The sequence below is a fragment of the Peribacillus saganii genome, from assembly GCF_003429095.1.
Taxonomy (GTDB): Bacteria; Bacillota; Bacilli; order Bacillales; family DSM-1321; genus Peribacillus; species Peribacillus saganii.
The window spans coordinates 49,691-74,450 of the sequence record NZ_QVTE01000025.1 but is presented as its reverse complement, the minus strand read 5'-3'; the positions used below and the strand labels follow the sequence as shown (position 1 = coordinate 74,450).

General features: G+C 38.6%; 20 protein-coding genes and 1 tRNA gene. 15 read left to right on the top strand and 6 right to left on the bottom strand.

The window, feature by feature from the left end; all coding sequences use genetic code 11:
- Nucleotides 1–105: 105 nt before the first annotated feature.
- Nucleotides 106–228 (bottom strand): sporulation histidine kinase inhibitor Sda, encoded by a 123-nt coding sequence (gene sda / locus D0469_RS09630; RefSeq protein ID WP_117326532.1) that lies wholly within the window; start codon nt 226–228, stop codon nt 106–108.
- Nucleotides 229–662: 434 nt separating this feature from the next.
- Here sda and D0469_RS09625 point away from each other — a divergent pair, with 434 nt between their 5' ends.
- The 3 genes from D0469_RS09625 (at nt 663) to D0469_RS09615 (ending at nt 3,978) form a co-directional block, all read left to right on the top strand.
- Nucleotides 663–1,343 (top strand): peptidylprolyl isomerase, encoded by a 681-nt coding sequence (locus tag D0469_RS09625; RefSeq protein WP_117326531.1) that lies wholly within the window; start codon nt 663–665, stop codon nt 1,341–1,343.
- Nucleotides 1,344–1,493: 150 nt separating this feature from the next.
- A complete protein-coding gene (locus tag D0469_RS09620; RefSeq protein ID WP_117326530.1) occupies nt 1,494–1,724 on the top strand; it encodes a hypothetical protein in 231 nt (76 codons plus the stop codon).
- A 916-nt stretch (nt 1,725–2,640) separates the two neighbouring features.
- Nucleotides 2,641–3,978, top strand: a complete 1,338-nt coding sequence (locus tag D0469_RS09615) for an amino acid permease (protein ID WP_117326529.1) — start codon at nt 2,641–2,643, stop codon at nt 3,976–3,978.
- A 352-nt stretch (nt 3,979–4,330) separates the two neighbouring features.
- Here D0469_RS09615 and D0469_RS09610 read toward each other — a convergent pair whose 3' ends face one another.
- The 3 genes from D0469_RS09610 to D0469_RS09600 all read right to left on the bottom strand — a co-directional run bounded on the left by D0469_RS09610 (nt 4,331) and on the right by D0469_RS09600 (nt 6,984).
- Entirely contained in the window at nt 4,331–4,795 is a 465-nt protein-coding gene (locus tag D0469_RS09610; RefSeq protein WP_117326528.1) for a hypothetical protein, read from the bottom strand.
- Nucleotides 4,796–5,494: 699 nt separating this feature from the next.
- Nucleotides 5,495–5,577, bottom strand: a tRNA-Leu gene (locus tag D0469_RS09605).
- Between the two features lie 171 nt (nt 5,578–5,748).
- The gene (locus tag D0469_RS09600) at nt 5,749–6,984 is read right to left on the bottom strand and encodes an ATP-grasp domain-containing protein (RefSeq protein WP_117326527.1); all 1,236 of its coding nucleotides are present in this window, start codon (nt 6,982–6,984) and stop codon (nt 5,749–5,751) included.
- Between the two features lie 625 nt (nt 6,985–7,609).
- On the opposite strand from D0469_RS09600, the gene D0469_RS09595 reads away from it, so the two are divergent.
- On the top strand, nt 7,610–8,197 hold the full coding sequence (locus D0469_RS09595) for a hypothetical protein (protein ID WP_117326526.1): 588 nt from the start codon (nt 7,610–7,612) through the stop codon (nt 8,195–8,197).
- 50 nt (nt 8,198–8,247) lie between these two features.
- On the opposite strand, the gene D0469_RS09590 is transcribed toward D0469_RS09595, so the two are convergent.
- Entirely contained in the window at nt 8,248–9,078 is an 831-nt protein-coding gene (locus tag D0469_RS09590; RefSeq protein ID WP_117326525.1) for an STAS domain-containing protein, read from the bottom strand.
- Nucleotides 9,079–9,538: 460 nt separating this feature from the next.
- Here D0469_RS09590 and D0469_RS09585 point away from each other — a divergent pair, with 460 nt between their 5' ends.
- The 8 genes from D0469_RS09585 (at nt 9,539) to D0469_RS21075 (ending at nt 18,555) form a co-directional block, all read left to right on the top strand.
- Nucleotides 9,539–9,910, top strand: a complete 372-nt coding sequence (locus D0469_RS09585; protein ID WP_117326524.1) for a cyclic-phosphate processing receiver domain-containing protein — start codon at nt 9,539–9,541, stop codon at nt 9,908–9,910.
- A 141-nt stretch (nt 9,911–10,051) separates the two neighbouring features.
- Nucleotides 10,052–10,879, top strand: coding sequence for an STAS domain-containing protein (locus D0469_RS09580; RefSeq protein ID WP_117326523.1), 828 nt, complete (start codon nt 10,052–10,054; stop codon nt 10,877–10,879).
- 428 nt (nt 10,880–11,307) lie between these two features.
- Nucleotides 11,308–13,203, top strand: coding sequence for a site-specific DNA-methyltransferase (locus tag D0469_RS09575; RefSeq protein WP_117326522.1), 1,896 nt, complete (start codon nt 11,308–11,310; stop codon nt 13,201–13,203).
- Between the two features lie 3 nt (nt 13,204–13,206).
- Nucleotides 13,207–16,056, top strand: coding sequence for a type III restriction-modification system endonuclease (locus D0469_RS09570; protein ID WP_117326521.1), 2,850 nt, complete (start codon nt 13,207–13,209; stop codon nt 16,054–16,056).
- A 228-nt stretch (nt 16,057–16,284) separates the two neighbouring features.
- The gene (locus tag D0469_RS21340) at nt 16,285–16,434 is read left to right on the top strand and encodes a hypothetical protein (protein WP_199478449.1); all 150 of its coding nucleotides are present in this window, start codon (nt 16,285–16,287) and stop codon (nt 16,432–16,434) included.
- A 147-nt stretch (nt 16,435–16,581) separates the two neighbouring features.
- Nucleotides 16,582–17,217, top strand: coding sequence for an FMN-dependent NADH-azoreductase (locus tag D0469_RS09565; RefSeq protein WP_117326520.1), 636 nt, complete (start codon nt 16,582–16,584; stop codon nt 17,215–17,217).
- A 402-nt stretch (nt 17,218–17,619) separates the two neighbouring features.
- The gene (locus tag D0469_RS09560) at nt 17,620–18,348 is read left to right on the top strand and encodes a ZIP family transporter (protein ID WP_325048941.1); all 729 of its coding nucleotides are present in this window, start codon (nt 17,620–17,622) and stop codon (nt 18,346–18,348) included.
- A 57-nt stretch (nt 18,349–18,405) separates the two neighbouring features.
- Nucleotides 18,406–18,555, top strand: a complete 150-nt coding sequence (locus D0469_RS21075; RefSeq protein WP_158553409.1) for a hypothetical protein — start codon at nt 18,406–18,408, stop codon at nt 18,553–18,555.
- Nucleotides 18,556–19,112: 557 nt separating this feature from the next.
- Here the strand turns inward: D0469_RS21075 and D0469_RS09555 are convergent.
- Complete coding sequence (locus D0469_RS09555; RefSeq protein WP_117326519.1) at nt 19,113–20,783, bottom strand: ribonuclease J; 1,671 nt, start codon at nt 20,781–20,783, stop codon at nt 19,113–19,115.
- Nucleotides 20,784–21,030: 247 nt separating this feature from the next.
- Between D0469_RS09555 and D0469_RS09550 the strand changes: the two genes are divergently transcribed.
- From D0469_RS09550 to D0469_RS09540, 3 genes are all read left to right on the top strand, one after another.
- Nucleotides 21,031–21,657 (top strand): metal-dependent hydrolase, encoded by a 627-nt coding sequence (locus D0469_RS09550; RefSeq protein WP_117326518.1) that lies wholly within the window; start codon nt 21,031–21,033, stop codon nt 21,655–21,657.
- 472 nt (nt 21,658–22,129) lie between these two features.
- Entirely contained in the window at nt 22,130–22,696 is a 567-nt protein-coding gene (locus D0469_RS09545) for a type II toxin-antitoxin system HicB family antitoxin (RefSeq protein WP_158553408.1), read from the top strand.
- 458 nt (nt 22,697–23,154) lie between these two features.
- Nucleotides 23,155–24,705 (top strand): gluconokinase, encoded by a 1,551-nt coding sequence (locus D0469_RS09540; protein WP_233523007.1) that lies wholly within the window; start codon nt 23,155–23,157, stop codon nt 24,703–24,705.
- Nucleotides 24,706–24,760: the final 55 nt, after the last annotated feature.

Below are 24,760 nucleotides of genomic sequence, written 5' to 3'. Positions count from 1 at the left end.
GCAAACCGTATTGTTTGGGAACCCCAACAAATATTATAGAGCCATATAGTAGGTTAATTTGGAAAAACAAAAATCCCACCGTCATTATGAACGGTGGGTTTGTTGTCATTTTGTGGCTAATCCGCGTTTTCGCATTTCCTGTTTAAAAATTTTAATCAAATCCTTATCCACTTTCGACACTGCATCCCGATAGGAAACCACCAATAATTCATTACTCATAATTTTCATCTTGCATGCCTCCTCGGTTGGGTACTTGATTTTCTTGCGGATAGGAATCGTGAAAGATTTTCCGCCCGCATTCAGCAGAGCAAAGACTAAAAGTGACAGAAATGTAATTTACACCTGTTTCAACTTGCGTCCATATGTGCGATGAGCTACTGCATAAATTTCCCGTTTCCAGTGGCAAACGTCTTTGTGACCCTATTCGTGCGGGCCAGAACTTCACTTTTTGTCTATTAAAGGTAAACAAAAAGGAGAGTTCTGTTTTATTTTACATGTAATCACACAATTTGAAAAGACGTAATATTCGAAAAAGTAAAAAAGGGACAAAGGTAGTAGCATAAAGCTGTTACAATAGGCATAAATACACGATTTAGTAAAATCGGGATTGTTATTCATGCTATAATAAATATTTAGATACATAAGCAATTGGGAGGTTTATAATGAAATACTTTTTAGCAAAACATAATCTGATCCTCGCTATTTTGGCAGCTGTCTTTTTCTTGTTAACCGGCTGCGGATCTGACTCTGAACAAGGAACAGATGAAAAGAAACCGGCATCAGATGATAAAACTGAGGAGCAATCAAATTATCCAGACGATGTGAAAAGCAAGCCAGTTGTGACAATTTCGATGGAAGACGGAGGCAAGATCACGCTGGAATTATATCCTGACGTTGCCCCCAATACAGTGGCAAACTTTATTTCACTAATTGAAAAGGACTTTTATAATGGGGTAATTTTTCATCGTGTCATACCTGGTTTTATGATACAGGGAGGTGACCCTGAAGGAAATGGGACAGGCGGCCCTGATTATTCCATTGCAGGTGAATTTAGTGCAAACGATTTTGAAAATAATCTAAAGCACACACGAGGTATACTATCAATGGCACGGACCCAAGAGCCAAACTCAGCGGGTTCTCAATTTTTCATTATGGTAGCAGATGCCCCATCCCTTGATGGTGCTTATGCAGCCTTCGGAAAAGTGCTGGAGGGTATGGATGTTGTAGACGAAATCGTTGCTGCTGAACACGACGGTTCAGATAAACCGGTCCACGACCAAAAGATAAAAACGGTTGAAGTAGATACAAAGGGATATGACTATCCAGAGCCAGAAAGACAATAAACAACAGTACTTAAGATATAACCAAAACGCCATTCAGCTACAGCGTTTTGGTTTTTTTCTTGATTAAAATGACTCCAATTGGAAGGGACCCAGAACACCGTCAAAACATATAATGTGTTATATCTCGACTTGATAAAGGGTGAGAAAGCAATGGCTTTATTCTTGGTTGGTATCATTTATTGGTCCTTGGTTGCTGTCTCAGGCTTATGGTTAGTATGGGGTTTATGGAAAAACTCGTGGAAAGCTTTTATGATAAGCGGTTATGCCTTGCTCTTGCCAGCCCTCGCACTTTATTTTGGCGGTGCAGAGGGCTGGTTTAAGCTGCCGATTCTTCTGCCCATTGTGATTTTTGTAATCGCTTATAGAATGAAAAATAGGTAACATAGGAGTTTTATTTTTCGGAAGATTCATTCATTTAAGTTTACCATTAATGCTTCCGGGTATATTTTTATTGTAGCGACGCAAATGGGAATGCCGTAGCCAGCCAATGGTGAACAGGCATAAAACGTTTGTATTGACTACTGTGGCAGGCAGATCTGCTTTATCGACAAAGAATTTCTTTGTCAATGATGATATTTAGCGGTGCTGCAGAACTCGCAGTGATCGCCGCTAAATAGGGCAGATCTTTGCCTGATATATGAGGAAAATGCCTCTACCAAGCGTAAAGGCTTTTTTTATGTTCAGAATGATTCCCTTACAGCTGTATGAGTAATTTTTCGTAAAGAAAAATTTTTTATATTATTTCGGCATAAACAAATAAAATAGGCGAATACCCATCAATTTTTACCCCATTTAAACATTATATAAAAGGGATAGAATCAATGATGAGTAAGGATGGATGGGAATGGCGAAAAGATATCGTGGAAAAACATTGAACAGCATGCCTGCCAGAGGGCGGGGGGAATGTCCTCTGTGCGGTACAACAAGGATAAAACTCTTGTATCCGCATCGGTTAGACGATAATAAGCTAATCCAAGTATGCAAAAAATGCCGGAAGAAATAATGCCTTTTAAAAGGCCTCTTGTCATTTTTTACTTTAAATAGTGGCCTTCGTCTCACTTCTATAAGTGGGCGGAGGCAAAAAAATCAAGACAAACAAGTACATACCCGGAATTGACTGTAAACACAAAAAATATTATACTATAAAAATGTTACTTAACTGCATAAAAGCGTTACAGCAAAAAAGAAAGAATGTAGTCTTTTAAAAGACACTACAAAATTATCGGAAAAACTTTAGTAAAAAATTTTTCCTGGATAATATATTTTTTGTAGTGCTAATGGAAAGGTTGGAGTTATTTTGGAAAAAAGCCATCAGGATTTACAGAAAGGTTTGCTGCCAAGACACGTCCAATTCATTGCTTTAGCGGGCATGATTGGGACAGGCATTTTTAAAGGAAGCTCGGACACACTGAATATTGCTGGGCCCAGTGTGGCATTAGCCTATTTATTAGGCGGACTATTACTATTAATTGTTATGACGGCACTGGCAGAAATGGCCATCGCCTATCCAAACCTAAATGTACAGCATCTTGTCCATAAGGCTTTCGGGAATAGGATATCATTCATTATTGGGTGGCTCTATTGGATAAATTGGATCCTGGTTACAATAGTTGAAATTTTAGCAGCGGGAAGCTTTCTGAAATATTGGTTTCCTTCCCAGCCACTTTGGCTCCTTGCCTTTTTTTGTGCTGCTTTAATTGTGGGAATGAACTTATTTCAAGTAAAATATTATGGTGAGATTGAATTTTGGTTTGCAGGTATTAAAATTATCACACTAATAGCATTTATCGTATTAGGGATAGCCATTTTATGTGGCATTATTCCCAGTTCTGCAGCCTCTTTTTCAAACTATACGGCCCATGGTGGATTTTTTCCTAATGGCATAAGCGGAATGATGAGTGCCTTGCTAATTGTAATGTTTTCCTATGGGGGAGCAGAACTGATTGGTGTTGCTGTCACGGAAACAAAGGACTCTCATAAAGTTTTGCCTAAAATCATTAAAAATACGGTTTGGAGAGTCATTACTTTTTATGTTATCCCGATTCTGTTAATCTGTGGAATCATGCCATGGAATAAGGTTTCAGGAGAAGAAAGTCCATTTGTACAAGTATTTGGTATCACAGGTTTGCCAGGTGCGGCGCATATTATGAACTTTGTCCTTTTAACTGCCGTTTTATCAGCTGCAAACTCAGGAATATATGCGACCTCAAGGACTTTATATTCGATGGCGCAAAGCGGGGAAGCGCCTATAAGGCTTATGAAAGTTTCACGGCAAGGAATACCATTAAACGCTATTATCATCACGGCTGCATGTATTGTGATAGGGCTTTTCCTAGCTTATATGACTCCGGAGCAAGTCATCAGCTATTTAATGACCATTCCCGGATTTACCATTCTTATCATTTGGACAAGTATCTGTTTGGCTCAATTAAAGCTTCGTCCTCAATATAATAAAAAACCATCTTTTGAAGTAAAATGGTTCCCATTCACTACAATCATTGCAGTAGTTTCCTTATCAATTATTTTCATCTCCTTTTTGTTTAGAACAGATAATCTGATTGGAACCTTAGTTTGTCTGGCCATTTTGCTGCTGCTTACCGTACTTTCATTCTCGAAACAGGTGAATTCAAGATAACAATGAGCAAGGCCAGTGTATACTGTTAAGTTAAAGGTTTGTAAGAGATGTTCTTTTTCGGGCCCGCCTTATGGCGGCTCTTTCTTTTTGTATTAAAACAATTTTCGGACATTTTTAGAGACATTACAGCAGTAGCTGAAAAAATGCCGTAAAACTATAAAAAGGACAATAACAGTTATAATGCATGGAATTAACAGGCTTTCAATGGCAAATGACAAAAAGCTCAACTTATAAAAGGTGTGCAGGTTAATCACGGCTGGAGAGTTAATTGAGGAACAGTAAAAAACCACCCGGTAATGAATGGGTGGAACAGATTAAAGGATATTCATAAAAAGCCAGGCAGTCAGCTTTATTACCCAGCATGTATCATTTTCAGCCTATGTTTGGTCATATCTGCCAGTACGGCATTCTTCAATGATTGGGACATTTCCAAGAGCAAATCGAGCACTTTTTCCAAACCGCATTTAAATCCGTTATTAATAGCGTGCTGATCACAGCTTATTTCTGCTTCAATATTATTTTCCCCCTGGCCTACCGGATAGGTGATATGACCAAGCTCATGGAAAAGAATAGCTTCTCTAACGTCCGGATCGGAACAGAAAGCCTCATAATCATAAACTACAATTATTCTATCAAAATCAGGGTTTAGGGAATGAAAGCAGCCGGTGAGTAAACGGCTGTCAATTTCCCAAAAACTCATCCAATCCTCGCTCATAAGCCCTGTATGCTTCAATATTGTTTTCTTATCCTCTACAATTACTATTTTGCCTGTCAATTTATACTTTTTCTGGTCCAGTTCTTCACAAATGCACATCATTTTTTCATTCACCCTAACAATGTTTTTTATTTATATTTTTACTGTAATTTATCGGTTGGATTTCCTGGAATTTTATTAGAAATTCTTTATATTGTTAAAAAAACTATTTGGCCTTTAATGAAAAATGAATAGGTTTCCGTGAAAAAAACTAGCAGTAGTCCCGTAAATAAAATCTATTCCGTGATGAAAAGAATAATTACTTGAAAATAGGGAGCAATACCGTGAAAACTTTATTAATTCTGTGATTGGCTAATTTGTGGAAGGGAATCTGAAACGGAGTGTTTTCCGTGATTAGTTTGCATTTCGTGAACGCACTCGTCGGTATCACTATTTAAATAATAATGTTAAGCACAGTAAAAAAATTTGGATTGAGGACCACGGAGTAAGAACAAGCAATTTTACAGATAATACTGTCATAAACCACATTAAACAACCGCAAAGCAAGCAGGAGGTTATGAAGAATAACAAAACGAAATGGAATAAAAAAAATAAGGAAAATAAGCGAGGCGAAGGCAACTGAGGATAGTCTTCTGCCAGAGGGGGTTAAAGAAGTTAATGAGCCACCGGTTTTCATCGAAGGCAAGGCAGATCCTAATCTTTCACCTAATGCTGAAATACCCCTCATTTAGCGCAATTTCAGTGTAAAAAGTACAGCAAAAAAGCAACCTGCTTGTGCAGATTGCTTTTTACTAGTTTTGATGCGGCTGAGAGGACTTGAACCTCCACGGGGTTGCCCCCACTAGAACCTGAATCTAGCGCGTCTGCCATTCCGCCACAACCGCGCAAATTATATTAATGACATATAAAATAATAACATAAAAGATGGGGAAAAACAATAAGCTTTACCTGGGTTCGATTGTTATATTGATACTTCATACCACGTAAATGAAGGGCAGAGCATACAAAAAAGGCCAGTCATGCGAACCTGACTGGCCTTTGATGTTCAGTTATCCTTACTCCCTTAGTAACAGGCCATCTTTTGTTATTTCCATCAATACACTCTCTACCTCAGGTGCGGAATGCCCGATCACAAGACCGATTACTTTTGAGACTTGTTTTTCCGCAGGGAAGTAGGATGCGTCCAATAGACTTAATGGGATAAACTGTTCTTTTTCCATGTATTTTTCCACAATAGGAATAAGGCTGTCGAAATGGTGATTCCACTCAAGATTGCAGAGCCGTACAATTTCTTTGCCGTAATTTTTTCGAATGTCTTTGTATAGTAAAAGCCCGCATGTTGAACCGTTAAATCTTACATTTAAATCAATAAAATAATACTGATCTCCGCGAATAAGCACATCAAATCCGGCAATCCCGACGTAACCTTTCGCGGCTATATTTCGCATTACTTCATAGCCGGTGTCAACAATATCAGCAATTGTATCATCAATATCAACAGTGATCCAGCTGCCGCGGAAACAGCCATCTTTATTGACAAGCTGTATTGATTTGCCCAGAAAACTGATAACACCCTGTTCGTTGACCGCGAAATGAACGGAGATATTTTGGTCATAATGGATAAATTCTTCTACAATGATTTTTGATAAATCACCAAATGATTCATCAATTTCATGCAACTGCCTTTCATCTTCAACGAGCAATACGCCGCAACCGCCGGAAGTAGGCCGTCCATCACCGGTTTTTAATACAATCGGGAGTGCCGGTTTTTCCTCGAGTATTTGTTTCAGACTCATCATTCTTCTCGGCGGAACATGGTCGTGCGGCACAAGCTCAGGAATACTTCTTTTATCGCATAAATACGCGAGAAGCTGAGGATCAACCCACGATACATCAGGGGATACCTTTTCAGCAGGATGCGGATATTGGAATATAAGCTTTTTACTTTGTTCGGCCAGATCCTTTAGTACCTCGATATATTCTATGTCATTTCGATAAGTATAACGAATTGGAGGTACGTGGAGTCCGGCTTTTCTTAGCAAGGCTAATGCGGGTTCTGTGGCGGTTCCTTCATGGCATATAACAGGAACGTTGCCTACAGCGCTTAGTTCCCTTCCAGTCAATGCTTCCAGGCTTAACAGATCACTGGAAAAATGCTGATAATCCTCTGCGTACAACTTTGGAGTGTAAGCAATATCTTTTCCATATATATCTGTAATGGAATGTGAAGGACGAATAGACACATTTGGCTGTTCCTTTAATACTTGAATTGGGAATGCTGCTTCCCCCATACTAATACCTCCTTAAAAATTAATTTAAAAAACGGGTGTCTTATAAGAATAATAGACACCCTGTGATAGATGATTTTGCTTTTGGTATATTGCTTTTTAGAGAAATAAGGCAAAACTGTTGAATATAGTATACTTATAGACAGTTGATGGCGCTTTCAAACCTAAAATAGAAAAAATATACATAAAAAGCAGCAGGAAATTTGTAGTAATGAATGCTTTAGAGTATATAGGTTGGGTATTTTATCATCCATTTGGGCTTTTTTTATTCAATAGAAGCTAGAGGCGGCGAAAAAAGAACTATGAGAATAATAGCAGGTAGATCTTAGTTGAAGGGTGGTTTAGTATTATTTTGGAAACACAAAGACTGTTATATTGTGGGAGTATGAAAAGCAATTCACACTATTTTCGGACGCGGTAACCAAACATTTTATCCGGTGACTTTAAAGGCTGAAAAATAACTCCTGCATTTTTGGTTCATCCAGACTGAGAATATTCAAAGAATATACAAAGTTTCACTATCTTTATCCCATTTCTTCCAATTTGCTGATTAGTCCCATTTTAGATGGGTATAATTTGGATATCCAGAAAAATAATCATCATATTAAAAAGGAGATGGCATAGCTTAATGGGGAAATTGAAAATAACTGCTGCAGCATTTATGATTTTGCTGGGAATGGCAGCATGTTCTCCGGATAAAGAAAAAATGGTAAACGAAGGAGATAAAAACAACCCCTCAGTCGAGAAAATAAAAGCAAAATCTGAAGAGGAACCGAAGAATAACAAGCAGCTTACCGAAAAAGGGGGGTTGGGTGATACTAGAAAAACATTGGAAAAGATATACGGAGAAAATAAGGGTGATGTAGAAATTGCGCGTTTTCAAGATGATTTCTTAATTGTAACATTTGAGGATCATCGGGCTGTTAATGTTCAGCTTCAGTATGAGGCTAAAGGTGATGAACGACCGAGCGAAGAGGAAGTTCTTTCTGATATAAAGGAACGGATTCCGAAAGATGCACTGGAAGTGGACAGATACAAGGAGGAAAAGGATTCAATTCAGGAAATTATCGAATATGAGAGTGACTTGCTAAAGGAAGAAGCAAGTGAATACAGTTTCAGGGACGACGAAGCCGGTACGTTCAGTGTAACCCTGGAGAGGGATGATCAAGGGATCGTACTTGCAACACTGGCACTTGGAAGAGGCAGCATAGAATAATGAAAACCGCATACCTTTTGGTATACGGTTTTTTGACGTATCAAATGAATTTATTTAGTAGCGAGGTAATCCTCCAGCGCCTGCTGCAGGCTGACTTTTGTCTCAGCTTTATTTTCAAACGACAATCCCAGTCGGGTGATCTTACGTACCAATTCAGGACGGAGTCCCGTGATAACACAATGACAGCCCATCATATTTGCGCCGTCGATAATCTTTATCAAATGGTCAATGACTTCCGTCTCCATTTGGGCTATGCCAGAAAGATCCATTATTAGGGAGTGAATACGAAGCCTTCCGATCTCCATTAAGGCTTTCTCTTCAATGATGTGGACTCGTGTACTGTCAATTTGCCCTATTAATGGAAGAACACAAACCTTTTGGGTAATCGGTATAATCGGAACAGAAAGATTTTCAACCAATACTCGCTGTGCTTCAATTAATTTATCTTTATACTCGGAATAACTCAGGAAAAACACATTAAGAAACTGGTCTATGCCATCGTTTACTTTTCTTTCAAGCTGATAAAAAAAATCAATAATTTCAAACTGGTTTTGGTTTTCTATATCATACTCCTGTAAAAATTGCCACAGCGTTCTGCGAATTGCCTGAACCCATTCTAGCTTGAATGCCAATGTTAAGTTATGAGATGCCCAGGAAATTCCTTCTACTCTTGCAAAATCCTCCAGTTGTTCCTTTTCTTCACCAAGTGTATACATCACCAGCTTATGTGCGTTTTCAAGTAGGTTGATGTTCCCTATCATAAGGATATCTTTAATTTTTTCACGAACATTTACAGCTTCTTTCAGAAGTTCCTCTTGAAAATTTTTCCTATTATTTTTAAAGTATTCCTTATAATTTTGATCCAAGACAAGACTCAACATTATTCACTCCTGTTAACTGATTAATAGTCATGATTTACAAAAGTTGTAGCAGTTTTTGTAACTAAAAACTATAGGGAAAAATATGATAAAAAAAACTTTCATGAATTAATATGCTTTCAAGTATTCATTTATAGCCTCTCTTTAGCTAATTCAATGCTTTTATGTAAATACCTTCTAAAACACTAAAATATATTTAGATAGTTTTACAGACGGTGATAAATAGACGCTGTAAAGCAAGAAACCTGCTTCATTCGGAATTTTTTAAAAGGTAACAGCCGATTAAAGCGTTTATAAACCAAATTGAATTTACCCATGACTTTGGAATCATAAACCTCTCATAAGTAAAAAATTTTAAGTAGTTCTAAAATTTATCGTATTTTATTCTGTCTTTGTGTGTTAGACTGAGGATTAATTACAATATCTGGGGAATATCTGCTTTTCCTCAGAAGGAGGCGAATGGATGGATAGAATTAGCGTTTTTCTGGATGATTTTCGGTCCCCCCCCGAAGGTTATGTTCTAGCATTAACAATAGATGATTGTATTTATTTATTGAATAATTTTGAAATAGAACATCTTTCTTTAGACCATGATTTAGTAGATAAAAACAGGAATGGTTCTTTGCTTGTACAAATAATGATAAGAGAAAAATTGTTTGCTAATCGCATAACCATACACTCTGCTAATTCCGTCGGCGGTAAAAAGATGTATAACCGCTTAAAAGAAGCACAACAAGAATCTTTCATGTCGGAAGATATTGTTATTTCGTTAAGACCTCTGCCATTACATCATTTTCCCCCTAAAGTTCTACAGCATTATTTAGACATCAGGTAATTTTTCACCTTCTCCAAAGAGAACATCTCCGAATAATTTTACACTACGAGTTTTTTGAATTTTCAGTCAATCCTAACATTTCAATTTAATCTTTCTGCTGTTATAATAAATTAATAGTTGATTTTTTAGGAGGGAAGAAGCTTGAATACATCGATTAATATTCCTCTTAGAGAAATATCCAGTAAAGTAATCAGCCAAAAAGAAAAACTGGCCCACGAGAGATTTCTTGCTGATCATAATAGTTATTCAAGTAAAGTGGATGTATCGCTGCAAAAATGGCGGGAAAATCTAATAAGTATTTTTGCTCAATCCATAATCGAAGATCTGGACTACACATATGAGAAGCTAAAAAAATGGGGAGCAGATGGGGTAAATTTATTAGTTGAAATGGGTTTACCTTTAGATCTAGCAATAGAAGAAGTTCGTTTTTACCGGAATACGATTGGCAACATTATTAAAGATGAATCGATAGAATACAATTTTTCCCTTGAGGAATTCTATAATATCATATCCCGGTTTGATTCCATTGTTGACCGTGCTGTACATTGGTTAAGTTTATCTTATTCCAGCACTTTTTCTTCTAGGATTTATGCGGCGGAAGCAACTGCATTGGAGCTTTCCATCCCAATAGTAAGGATAACGGAAGAAATAGGAATTCTCCCTCTGGTTGGAGACCTTGATACGAAAAGATCACAGGAACTGATGGACAAAGCTCTGAATTATGGGACAAACCTACAGTTAAGCCATATAGTAATTGAATTATCTGGAGTCCCTATTATTGACACGATGGTAGCTAATCACATTTTCAAAGTGATTGACGCTCTAAAATTGGTTGGCATTAAAGTGATTTTAACAGGAATACGGCCTGAAATTGCTCAAACGATGGTCAACCTGGGCCTGAAGCTCGAAGGTATTTCTACCTTCGCAAGCCTTCATCAGGCAGTTAAAAACATTCAAAATCAAAAGTAGCCTTGTTCACCCTGGGAAATGGATATTCTAAAAAACTTTAAGTAAAAAGAATAGTTACATAAGAGTGAAAGATGAAGCAAGTAATACAAACTAAACAAAACCTTCCGAGTCTTAGAAATAAAGGAAGGTTTTTTGGCTTATGCGAAAAATCATTTACACACTTTTTCCGGAAATTTCCGATTCATTGGAAGGTGTTATGAGGTGATTTGGAGTTGCCTAAAAAATTAAAAATAATGCAACTAAAATATACATGTTAAATAATTAGTTAGAAAAATCATAACGAATAGAAGGAAAAGCGAATCTATTCGAGGATATGATAAAATAAATTATGTTTGTGTTTATACAAAATAATGCTTACTAATTGGTATACTCATAGATTTTCATAGGGATCATATTAGGCAAATCTTGCAAAACCAGAGAGGTTAAGGATGTTATTGGATAAAACATCATTACAAATTACGGAAGAGAATATTAAAGCGCTAAAAAAGCTTTTTCCTGAAGTTGAATCAGAAGGAAAAATAGATTTTGAGAAGTTAAAGGCAATTCTGGGAGAAGAAGTGGCACCGGTTAAAGAGAGATACGAATTTACCTGGCATGGAAAAAAACATTCTTTAAAGCTGTCTCAAACGCCTTCGACAGGAACGCTGCGGCCTGATAGAGCTTCAAGCAAGAATTGGGATAAGACGGAGAATGTCTATATTGAAGGCGATAATCTCGAGGTGTTAAAGCTGCTGCAAAAATCATATTTTGGCAAGGTGAAGATGATTTTTATCGACCCTCCGTATAACACCGGAAAAGATTTTGTCTATAAAGATAATTTCCGTGATAACATCAGGAACTATAAAGAAATTACAGAACAAGCTGCCAAAGCGAATCCAGAAACAAGCGGAAGATATCATACAGAATGGCTTAATATGATTTATCCGAGGGTGAAACTTGCACGAAACCTGTTAACAGAAGACGGAGTCATTTTTATTTCAATTGATGATAATGAGCTTGCGAACATGATAAAGGTGTGTAATGAAATTTTTGGTGAAGACAATTTTATCGGAAATTTAATTATCCAGACGGCTACTGACAACAATGCAACGCAAATTAATATAGAGCATGAGTATATGCTTTGCTTTGCCAAAAGCAGGCTGGCTCAGCATAATTGGACGTCAAAAAGTGAAGCAGCCCAGCTGATTATGGAAAAATATGAAGAATTAAAAGCTAGGTATACTCAAAATACCGGAAAAATCCAGAATCAATTAAGGAGCTGGATTAGGGCTAATCAGGAGTTGCTCCCAAAGGTAACCCACTATGATAACGTTGATAAAAAAGGCGTGTTCCATGACGGTGATATAGCGAACACAAAATATAGCGGCTATGTTTACGATGTAATTCATCCCGTGACTAAAAAACCGTGTAAAGTACCTGAAAAAGGCTTCAGGTTCCCAAAAGAGACGATGGATAAACTGATAGCTGCCGGGGACATTATGTTTGGAAAAGATGAAACAACTTTAATCAAGCCAAAGAAGAGGATTGAGAACGCGAAGGATATACTCAGGTCAATCATTTATGAGGATGGCCGTGCTTCGACGAAGACATTTGAAAGCCTGCTGGGACGCGGAGTTTTTCAAAATCCAAAATCAGACACGATCCTCGCCAGGCTGATTAACTTTGTTACGGATGAAGATTCAATCGTCCTAGACTTTTTTTCAGGCTCGGCAACGACTGCCCATGCTGTGATGAAGTTGAATGCCACAGATGGCGGAAGCAGGAAATTTATCCTTGTTCAATTGCCTGAAATGACAGATGAGAGATCGGAAGCTTTTAAGGCAGGCTATAAAACCATTTGTGAAATCGGCAAAGAACGGATCCTCCGCGCAGGAAACAAAATCATTGAGGATACAGTCACCACACAGCTGGATATCGGGTTCAAGGTGTTTAAGCTTGATTCTTCCAATGTAAAAACATGGGATCCCGTCCGTGGAAATCTTGAACAAACCCTGTTCGATCTGCAGGATAATATCAAAAGTGACCGTTCAAAAGAGGATTTATTATATGAGATTTTGCTTAAGATTGGAATTCCATTGACTGCTGAGATAGAACAAATCCACTCTAAAGCCGGGACTATTTTTAAGGTGAGCGCAGGTTCGGTTCTAGTATGCCTTGACAAGGAAATTGACATGCCAACGGTGGATATACTCATCAAGCATAAGTCTGAAACGCTGCCGACAAAAGTCATCTTTAAAGAAACCGGTTTTTTGAGCGATTCTGTAAAGACCAATGCGATTCAATCGCTGAAAAAGAATGGAATCGTAGATGTTAGGAGCGTTTAATAAATGAAGTTGAAATTTAATTCAGACTTGTCATACCAGCATCAGGCGATACATTCGGTTGTCGGCATTTTTAGAGGCCAAAAGCTAAAACAATCCAGTTTCTCGGTTACATATGGGGAAGATGCAGGGATGATCCAGACAGATTTAGGGATCAGCAATCACCAAGAATTATCCGCTGTTCAGCTGTTGGAAAACGTACAGGAGATCCAGACCAGAAACGGACTGCCTAGAAGCGAAGCAATAGATAGCATGAATTTTTCAGTTGAGATGGAAACGGGTACCGGGAAAACCTATGTTTATTTGCGGACAATTTATGAACTAAATAAACAATATGGTTTTTCAAAGTTTATAGTTGTAGTTCCGTCAGTTGCTATTCGGGAAGGGGTTCACAAATCACTGCAAATAACAAAACAGCATTTCAGTGACATATATGACCGGACGCCATTGGAGTTTTTTATCTACGATTCCGATAAACTGGATCAGGTCCGCCATTTTGCGGCATCAACAACGATTCAAGTAATGATCATTAATATTGACGCTTTCCGCAAGAGCTTCGATGATCCGGAAAAAGAGGATAAAGCGAATGTTATCCATCGCGCACAGGACCGGCTTAATGGCTTCCGTCCGATTGAATTTATCCAGCAGACGAATCCCATTGTCATCATAGATGAACCGCAGAGCGTCGATACAACAGCAAAAGCAAAAGAAGCGATCTCCTCACTGAACCCATTGTGCACACTGCGCTACTCTGCCACCCATGCAGAAAAGCACCAAATGCTTTACCGCCTGGATGCGGTCGATGCGTATAATGAAAGGCTTGTTAAAAAGATTGAAGTGATGTCAGTCCGTTCCGAAAAGTCGTATAATATTCCATATATCAGATTGATTGAGGTAAAAGAAAATAAAGCGAAAATAGAACTTGATGTTGAATGGAACGGAAAAGTGAAACGCTTAAGGAGGACGGTTAAGTGGGGTGACGACCTTTTTGATCTGTCCGGCGGGCGAGACCTGTATCGGGACTTTATTGTTCAGCAAATAGACTGGACAGAAGGCAATGAATCGGTTGAAATAAATGGCTATGAATTTATGCCGGGCCAAGCAATCGGGGAAATTGATGAAGATGAAATCAGATGTTTTCAGATCACGAAAACGATTGAGGAGCACCTTGATAAAGAACTGAGATTCCTTCAGCGTGGACTGGATATTAAAGTATTAAGTTTGTTTTTTATTGATAAAGTCACTCATTACCGCGATTATGATAAGGAAGGCAATCCTGTTGAAGGCAAATATGCGAAGATGTTTGAAGAACAGTATAAAAAGCTGATTCAAGAACCGAAGTACCACCTGCTGTTACCGAATTTCGGTAATGATGCAGAAATCGAAGTCGAAAAGCTTCACGACGGTTATTTTGCCCGGGATAAAAAAGGGAAGATGAAGGATACAAAGGGGAATACACTTTCCGATAACGATGTGTACAGTCTGATTATGAAGGACAAAGAGAGACTGTTAAGCAGGGAGGAGCCGCTCCGGTTCATTTTCTCACACTCCGCGCTGCGTGAGGGCTGGGACAATCCGAATGTGTTTCAAATATGTACCCTGAAGGACTCAGGAGGGACATATACCAGTCGGAGACAGGAAATCGGACGAGGCCTGCGTCTGGCGGTAAACCAAAATGGTGAACGCATTTCCGACCACAATGTAAACATATTGACGGTAATAGCAAATGAATCTTATGAAGAGTTTGTCTCTAACCTGCAAAAGGAAATGGAAGAGCAAACGGGCATTACTTTTGGTATAATCGAAAAACACATTTTTGCAAAATTGGCTTATTTTGATAAGGTAACAGAAGAGCCGACTGCATTAGGATATGCATTATCTAAGAAATTATATGAATTATTAAAGGCAAAGAGCTTTATTGATAAAAAAGACAAAGCAACGGCTGTTTTAAAGAAGGCACTGGAGAATAATGAACTCTCAATGCCTTCACAATTTGCCCCTTGGAAGGCGGTTATTATCCGGGAATTGAGGCATTTTACAAGCTGTCTTCCGATAAAGGATGCTAGCAAAAAGAAAAGAGTGCAATTAAATGAGGCTGTGATTAATGGTCAAGAAATCCGGGAGCTTTGGGAGAAGATACAACACAGGACAGTATTCTTCATCGGTTTTGATAGCAGAGAATTGATCCGCAATTCAATCGCTGGCATTCAAGAAATGCCCGCTATTGCACCACCCCGTATGATTAGCCGTAAAAAAGCAATTTCTGGTATTGACCGGATAGCCGGCGTGCAGAGTGCAACCTTCAGTGGAAAGGTTGAGGATACTGCCGGCATTTCTCATGCGCTCCCTGATATTATTACAGAACTGCAAAACCGTTTGAACTTAACCCGCAGAACAATTGTCGAAATACTAACAGGAAGCAACCGTCTTGAAGATTTTAAAAATAACCCGCAAAAATTCATCGAAGCAGCAGCAAAAGTTATTATGAGAGAATTGAAGCTTCTGCTCCGAGATGGCGTGAAATACCATAAAATCGGAAATGATTCCTATCACACAGCAGAGTTGTTTCAATATGAAGAGCTGTTTGCATATTTGAATGGTAATGCAGTCCAAAGTCAAAAATCGCCGTATCACCATATTCTTTATGAGTCAGACATTAAAGCCGAATTTGCTCAGCGCTTTGAAACTGAAGAAAATATAAAAGTTTATCCCACGCTCCCTGGCTGGTTTAAAATTGAAACACCCATAGGAAATTATCATCCCGACTGGGCTGCAGTGATAAACAGAGACGATGAAGTTAAGATTTATTTTGGCTTAGAAACGAAAGGTACAGAAATGGAAACGAAGCTATCCTGAGTTGGAGCTGAAAAATCACGATAGTGGCAGATATATCTTCAGGAGGTTTTCAAGTAATGAAAGCCATTGATGGATTTTACAAATTGCATGAAAACCGCCTTTAGGGCGTTTTTTTTTTATGGGCAAAATACCTGAAAAATAATTCGGAATTATAGGAAAATATACCTAAAAAGCCTTAATAAATAGTTTAATTTGGTATATATTATATTTATGGAGGTGAAGAATCAAATGGAGGGTAAACCGATTCATTATGATGGAAGTGCTCAAAACTACCAAGCCTCGACAAGTGAAACAACAGGAAAAGAACCTTTTGTATTAACAGATGAAATGAGAAAAAGCATAGGTGGAAATCCTTACGTTATGGAAAATATTGAATAGTGTTTTAACAAAAAGGGGTTGTCTTTAATGAGGCAAATCCTTTTTTTTTAACTTTTGATTTTCTCGGTAAAACACATAATGAATTTTGATTTGTTGCACAAACTAAAATGACTACCAATTAGTAAAATGGAAAGGAATGGATTCTACATGACCAAATTATTATACATTACTGCGCATCCACATGATGATACGCAATCTTTTAGTATGGCAGCAGGAAAGGCATTTATTGACACGTATAGGGAAAAAAATCCGGACCACGAAGTAGTAAATATGGACCTTTATAAAGAGAATATTCCTGCAATCGATGTGGATGTATTCAGCGGCTGGGGGAAACTTCGTTCAGGACAAAGCTTTGAGGAGCTCTCTGCTGAAGAGAAGGCGAAAGTTGGCCGACTGTCTGAACTGTGTGAGCAATTTATTGCAGCAGATAAATATGTGTTTGTAACTCCGTTATGGAATTTTTCATTCCCCCCAGTTATGAAAACATATATTGACGCTATTGCGGTTGCCGGCAAAACATTTAAATACACAGAGCAGGGGCCTGTAGGTCTTTTGACTGATAAAAAAGCACTGCATATTCAAGCTCGCGGAGGAATTTATTCAGAAGGGCCAGCAGCCGAAATGGAAATGGGCCACCGTTACCTTAATATCATAATGCAATTCTTTGGAGTACCTTCATTTGAAGGAATCTTCATCGAGGGGCATGCGGCAATGCCTGACAGAGCACAGGAAATAAAAGAGAACGGTATTGCCCGTGCTCAGGATATGGCACATACTTTTTAACTCTTTTGGATAGTGGGCACGGTGAATATGTGCCCATATTCTAGTTTGGCTAAGGAATATGACAATCGGTAATCATTAGGATTCCGGACACACCTAAAGTTTTTGAGAGACAAAAAGAATAATGAGTTATTGCTGATATTACTTTTCGAGATAAAGAAGGATTATTCGAGGGATGAATTCTATTTACCGCATATAAAAAATTATATAAGTTTTCCTTTAGCAATGAAACTCACCATCAATTCATAGGACGCCATCCGTATAACTTACATCGAAGTTAAACTGGGGGTGTCTTTTTTGATTCTCGATCTTTCCGTTCACAAAGAAAAAACTTTTTTTCGATCGTTTTTCGAAAAATTGAACGGGAATAGTAAGGTAAAGAAAGGGGATATGAGATTGTTAATAGTGAAAAGTTTACTTTTTGCTTTAGGATTTACTTTGATTCATGTGTTTTCAAAATATATGAAGTTTTTACATATCAATCCGAGAAGCAAGCTGCTTTCAGTTGCAGGCGGAATTTCTGTAGCTTATGTTTTTATGCATTTGCTGCCGGAATTAAATTCTCACCAGGAAAAATTAGATCACACAGGTTTTCCCTCAGAGGCTTTTGGTTTAGCGGAAAACAATGTTTATCTTAGTGCAATGATTGGACTTACAGTGTTTTATGGGTTGGAAAAAATGGTAAAGACTTCAAAGCGAAGGCTTGAAAAGTCAGGAAATAAGGAGAAAACGGAAATTTTCTGGATCCATATCCTGTCATTTTCAGTATATAATTTCATCATTGCCTATCTCCTGTTGAGAGGGGAGAACAGCAAAGATACAACAACCATGTTTCTTTATTTTCTGGCGCTTTCTTTCCACTTTATGTCGAATGATCATAGTCTACGGCAGCTTCACAAACAGTCTTATGACAAATATGGCCGCTGGCTCCTCGCTTTTTCTATCATGGTTGGCTGGGGTACCAGTGTAGCCTTCGAAATAAACGAAAAAGTAATTAGTATGCTATTTGCCTTTCTAGCTGGAGGGATCGTGTTAAATGTCCTAAAAGAGGAGCTTCCTGAAGAAAGAGAAAGCAATTTTATTGCCTTTGCCTGCGGGGTTATTCTTTATACTGTTCTATTGCTTGCGATCTGAATAATTGCCGCACATAAAAAAGGAAAAGCGAGTAACACTAGGAAAAAGCCGAATGGAGTGTCGATATTGAATAAAGAAAAGAAAAACGATCTTACATCAAAAGAAGATGTCTTAGTCATTAGTTCAACTGGCTATGGGTACGAGACAGTCTCAAAAGAGGAAGCGGAGAACATTGAGCCAACGGATGTGCAGCAGCAAGAGCGTTAGATTAATGTAGTAGCATTTAAAAGAATACATATAAACAAGGACCAACATATGCGATAGAATCAGCATGTATTGGTCCTTGTAACTTTCCGGAATGTTTATGGAGTTAATAGTGAGGCAGTTGGGTTGCCAATTTTGGTCGAAAAATCGGCATATTGCAAAAGTTGCCGATATATCTCTGAACTCACCGATATAATTCGAAAGTTGCTGATAAATCTTCGAAGTCGATGATAAACTCGAAAAGTTGCCGATATTTATTTGATGTACTTATACAGGGTAGGGGTATTTGACCTTAAATCTGCATATTTATACTAAATATCAGTGAAATTCCTTAGCTGTACGGGGCAGACTATAATCTTGCTTAGTTTACGGATAAAAAAAGAGGAAAAACTGCCAGTTTTTACTTCGAAAACATCCGGAAATTCCCGGAGGATAAAAGTCTAACCAGTATATACCCCTTATAAGTAGATGAGGCTGCCAGGGCAGCCTCATCTTTAACGTTAGATTCCAAAATCATTCATTGAATATGGCAATCCGGACTAGCCAGCGTGTTTACCCAGTTAAATCTCAATAATTACAGGCAGAATCATTGGCCTTTTTTTCGTTTGTGAAAATAAATATTGTCCCACTGTTTTCCTAATGTTTTGTTTCATAACATTCCACTGGCTTATATTTGCTTCCTGCAGTTCATCGACTCTTTTTTTGACGAGACGATTAACCTCCGTAAAGAGATCTTCGGAATCCCTTGCATAGACGAATCCTCTTGAGATAGTATCTGGCCCTGAAATAATCTTTCGTTCTGATTTGCTGATCGTGACGACGACTACTAGCATGCCGTCCTCTGAAAGCTGTTTTCTGTCACGCAGCACCACATCACCGACATCGCCGACGCCCATGCCATCAACATATGTAACCCCTGAGGGAACCGTTCTGGTCTGGCGGGCAATCCCTTTTTCAATATCAACTACATCACCATTTTTAATGATAAATGTGCGTCCTTTTTCAACGCCGACGGACTCTGCCAGCAAACGGTGATGGTGCAGCATTCTGTATTCTCCGTGAATCGGGATAAAATACTTTGGTTTCATTAATGTAAGCATAAGCTTTAAGTCTTCCTGATAGCCATGTCCGGAAACATGCATTCCAGTAGTGCTGCCGGAACCATAAATCACTTTGGCTCCGAGCAGGAACAGGTTATCAATAATTCGTGAAACATCCCGTTCATTGCCCGGAATAGGTGAGGCTGCGAGAATGACTGTGTCACCTGGGTAGATTGAAATATCCCGGTAGTTTCCGCTGGCAAGGCGGGCAAGGGCTGCCATTGGTTCTCCCTGGCTTCCGGTACATAAAATGGCGACTTTTTCAGGTGCTAGCCTATCAGCTGTGCGAGGATCAATCAGCATACCTTCTGGCACATGTAAGTAACCCCGTTCGATCGCAACATTCACAACATTAACCATACTCCGTCCAAGTAATAAAAGCCTTCGATTTGTCTTAATGGCAGCTTGCACCACTTGCTGTACCCTGTTCACGTTCGATGCAAAGGTAGAAACAAAAATTTTTCCTTCGGCTTTCATGAAAGCCTCTTCCATGTGGCCGCCAACCATTTGCTCCGACGGGGTAAGCCCAGTCCGTTCAGCATTAGTACTTTCCGAAATCAGCATTAATACACTATCGCTGCCGATTTGAGCCATTTTGTGAATATCGGCAGCCTGGTCATTTGCCGGTGTTAAATCAAATTTAAAGTCACCTGTATGGACAACTTTTCCTTCAGGCGTCTCAAAAACAATCCCTAGGCAATCGGGTATGCTATGGCTGACTTTGAAAAAGGAAAGCTTGACCTCTCCAAATTCAAGCTCGGTATCAGAGTCAATCGGATGGAGTTTAGTTTCCGCTCTTAGCCGGTGCTCATCTAACTTTAATTCAATTAAACCAAGCGTAAAATTGGTCGCATAAATTGGCACATTTAGCTCTCTTAAAAGATAGGGAACACCGCCTATATGGTCTTCGTGACCGTGAGTCACAATTAATGCCCGGATTTTTTCTCTATTCTCTGCGAGGTATCTAATATCAGGAATAATTAAATCTATACCTAACAAACTTTCATCTGGAAATTTGCCGCCGCAGTCGATGATAAAGATATCGTCCGCATATTGGAGCACATACATGTTTTTACCGATTTCATTAATGCCGCCCAAGGCGAAAATGGATAAAGTCTCATTGGCGCTCATCTTTTTATATCCTCCAAATCTTAATGATATTTTCATTATTTCCTTTTTGGAAGAGGTTTATTAAGTTTGTAGTTCATTTGCTATCTATTTCATTTTTTTATTGAAAAATTGACGAAAATATCGAAATATATTATATTGTTAAATTTGAGATCAAAATGAATAAATCACTATCAGGGATGCTTTTTTTCATGAAGAGGAATTATTTTTACAAAATCTATATTTTAATAATGGAAGTAGGGATAGGAAGTTGAAAGGAACAGCACATTTAGCAATAGGGGCAGGGGCAGGATACATTGTCGCTAATATTGTACAAACAGAACCTGCTGCGACAGGATTATTAATAGCGATAGGGGCAGTTGCAGGCCTTATGCCAGACATAGATATTGATGGCAAATTAAGCAATAAGATAACATTCTCTCATAAGATCATTCGCTCGATTGCTCAGGTTATTGGCTTTCTAATGATGATTTATAGCTTTTTTCTTGGTGCTGAGACCGAAAAATGGTTAGGAATCGGAGTCGGCATAGGCATTATCGCGATATCCATGTATATTACTCAAAGACGTATGTTAACTGTCACTGGAATAGGTGTATTGGCCGGCGGAATATCGCTGGATGAAAGCTGGTTAATACTTTTAGCAGGTTTTATAATAATCGCTTCATTTGTTCCTCATAGAAGCTATACACATTCCATATTAGGAGTCATTTTTTTTGGCGTCATTTCTTCTCAATTTCAGGAAGCTCTAGGAATTGAGGGGGTGTTTGCTGCCTGCATGGCGGGATATATCAGCCATTTAGCCGCTGATATGCGATTCTTGCCATTCAATAAACGCGGAATAAAACTTTTTTTACCCTTATCATCGAAGGAGTTATAGGCAGTCAACCACAATTGGATAAAATCCAAATAAACATTTCTTCGGAATATGAGGACGGCTAATGCAAACGATGAAATGACAGAAGGTTTGTAAAGCAGTAAGCACGAAATGATTTCCTGGCTGACCATCAGTAGATAGAAGAACTGCTGATCCAAGAGCCTATCAGTCAATCTGATAGGTTTTTTAGATAGCTGAATTCTTCGGAATATTTATAAGTAAACCTCGGAAGAATATACTTTACCCCCTCAGATCGCAATCAGTGAAAAAAGTTTAATTGGAGTTCATTATAGATTAGTACAGCCCAATTTTGGATGGATTTATTAAACTGTAAACCTCGTCAGAATATATAAATTACCCTCAGATTTAAAAAAAACGAATAACAGTAATTGTAGCAGTAAAAACCTGTGAGAATTAGTCCAAGTTGTGGTGTGGTAAAATATTTTATCTCAAGTTAAAGGTAGGAGGCTGCATCGTGATTTCGGATCAAGATTTATATATCTATCCAGCTATAATCGAAAAAGATGAGGATGGTTTTTATATTGTTACATTTCCTGACTTTGCTGCTGATGAATCGGACGGATTAGAAATTTCTTATGCAGGAAGTAAGAAAGAAACGATAGAACATGCTAAGGAAGTTCTCGCAATACATATAGGATATATGCTGGATGATAAAAAAGAGATACCACAGCCATCTCAAAAGGAACTTCCTCTTACCAATAACCAAAAGTTAATAAAAGTACAAATCTCATTAAACGAATATCGGAATATTATCGATGTTCATCTTGCTGGAAGGCATTTTCACCCAGGTTATTATGAGAACGGCGAATGCATTGAGGGGATAGCATTCAAAAACAAGGATGGGACTTGGACTGTCTACTATGAGGATTTTTTGGACGCAGGGCTTTTTGATTTCTCAGCAGAAAGAGACGAGGATTTTGGTGTTGTAATTTTTACAGCTGAGAGTGAAGAAAAAGTTTCAGAAATGTTCATAGATTGGGCGGAGTCAGTCCTTCTTCCATTTAGAAAAAAGAAGCCGTAGCTGCAGGTAATTAAAAAAGAAGCGGCATATAACCATCCCAGCCTGGAAAGAAAGGGCATGCGGTTCACACACCAATAAAAGAGTTCAAACCTTCTAAATTCCGTTTTTTGCGACAATGGATTCATTGCCATCTGTCCGTCCTGCTGACCATGCCAGCATGAGACAAAAGGTCACAAAAACTAACGCAAATTCGTTGGAAAAAAGTTTATTCAACGGATTAGATGAAAAATTAATTGGGAATGGTCCCTGAGGTGGGGACCATTTTTCTGCTCCACCTTTATTTACAAAACTGCTAATTGGATAGTATGGTAATCAATCATGAAGATAATTGGCGGCAGCCTGAGGAACTATTGATATAGCAATCATTCGTTTATTTTTTTCGCTGCCATCTTTTAAACACATTAGCTTCTGTTATAATCAATTGGAATGTTATTGATACATATTAGGAGGAAAGTCAATTGGATAGTACCAGCAAATACATAGCCGGCTTGGATATTGGCACTACTAGCACGAAGGCTACAATTTTTACAGAGAGCGGCCGCTTTGTTTCTTCCCATTCAATTGAATATCCAATTATCCACCCGAAACCTGATTGGGCTGAGCAGGATCCGTCTGTGATCTACCTGGCTGTATTAAATTCAATTCGAAGTGCGATTATTAAAGCAGATATCCATGGTACGCAGTTAATTGGTATTGGCATAAGTTCAGCTATGCATAGTTTAATTGCAGTTGACCAAGAAGGAGAGCTGCTTACTAATAGTATTATTTGGGCCGATAATCGCAGCATCGATTATGTGAGGAAATTGAAAGAAGACCTTAACGGACATCAAATTTATATGCGAACTGGGACTCCGATTCACCCAATGTCTCCTCTAAGCAAGTTATTGTGGATGAAGGGTGAACGTCCGGATATATTTGCAAAGGCTGCAAAATGGATCTCCATCAAAGAATATATAACATGGAAATGGTTTCATACATACTTTGTGGACTATTCAATTGCTTCTACGACTGGGTTATTTAATTTGAATGAATTAGAATGGGACCAAGATGTGCTTACACTCCTCGGCATCGATAAAGAAAAATTATCGCAGCCTGTACCAACAACTGCTGTTTATCAAGGAATGGATCGAGATGCTGCAGATTTTATGGGCATACCCGCTGATATACCAATTGTAGCAGGGGCAAGCGACGGAGTTCTTGCTAATCTAGGAGTCGGTGCAATCGAAGAAGGAGAATTAGCCGTCACCATCGGAACAAGCGGAGCAATAAGAACTGTCGTCAGTCAGCCGCTTACAGATCCTGAAGGCAGGACATTTTGTTACGCATTATCTGAAGACAAATGGGTAATCGGCGGACCGGTAAATAATGGAGGGATAGCACTCCGGTGGTTCAAGGACCAATTTGTCTCATATGAAAATGCGATTCCAACTGAAAAAGATTCATTTGAAGCTTTAATTGACTCGGCCAGCGATATTCCGGCAGGTGCACAAGGATTACTGTTTCTGCCTTATTTAACAGGGGAAAGGGCTCCCCATTGGAATGCTGACGCGCGTGGAGTATTTTTTGGAATCAGTCTTGCTCATCAAAAGGAGCACTTTGTTCGCTCTGTAATGGAAGGGGTAGCATATGCTGTCTATAGTGTCGGTAAGGTATTAAACAGCCTGGCAGGGAGCAGTAAAGTAATACGGGTATCAGGAGGTTTCGCCAGATCCGACATATGGAGACAAATTGTTGCCGATGTTTTTGACGAAAGTGTAGTAGTCCCTGAAAGTCATGAGAGTTCAGGACTCGGTGCCGCTGTTTTAACTTTATATGCTTTAGGACACATTGACTCATTAGAAAAAGTAAAAGAAATGGTACATGTTTCTGCAGTCCAAAACGCTATTTCTGAAAATGCGGCTATTTACCGTGAACTGTTCGGAGTGTATGAGAGAGTATATAAAAACCTAGAAGAAGAATTTAAAATAATTGCCGAGTTTCAAAGAAGACGGGATAACAGTATCTCGTAAACTAAAATAGAGCAAACCTATAGGATAGCCAATCGAGGCTATCCATTTTTGTTGT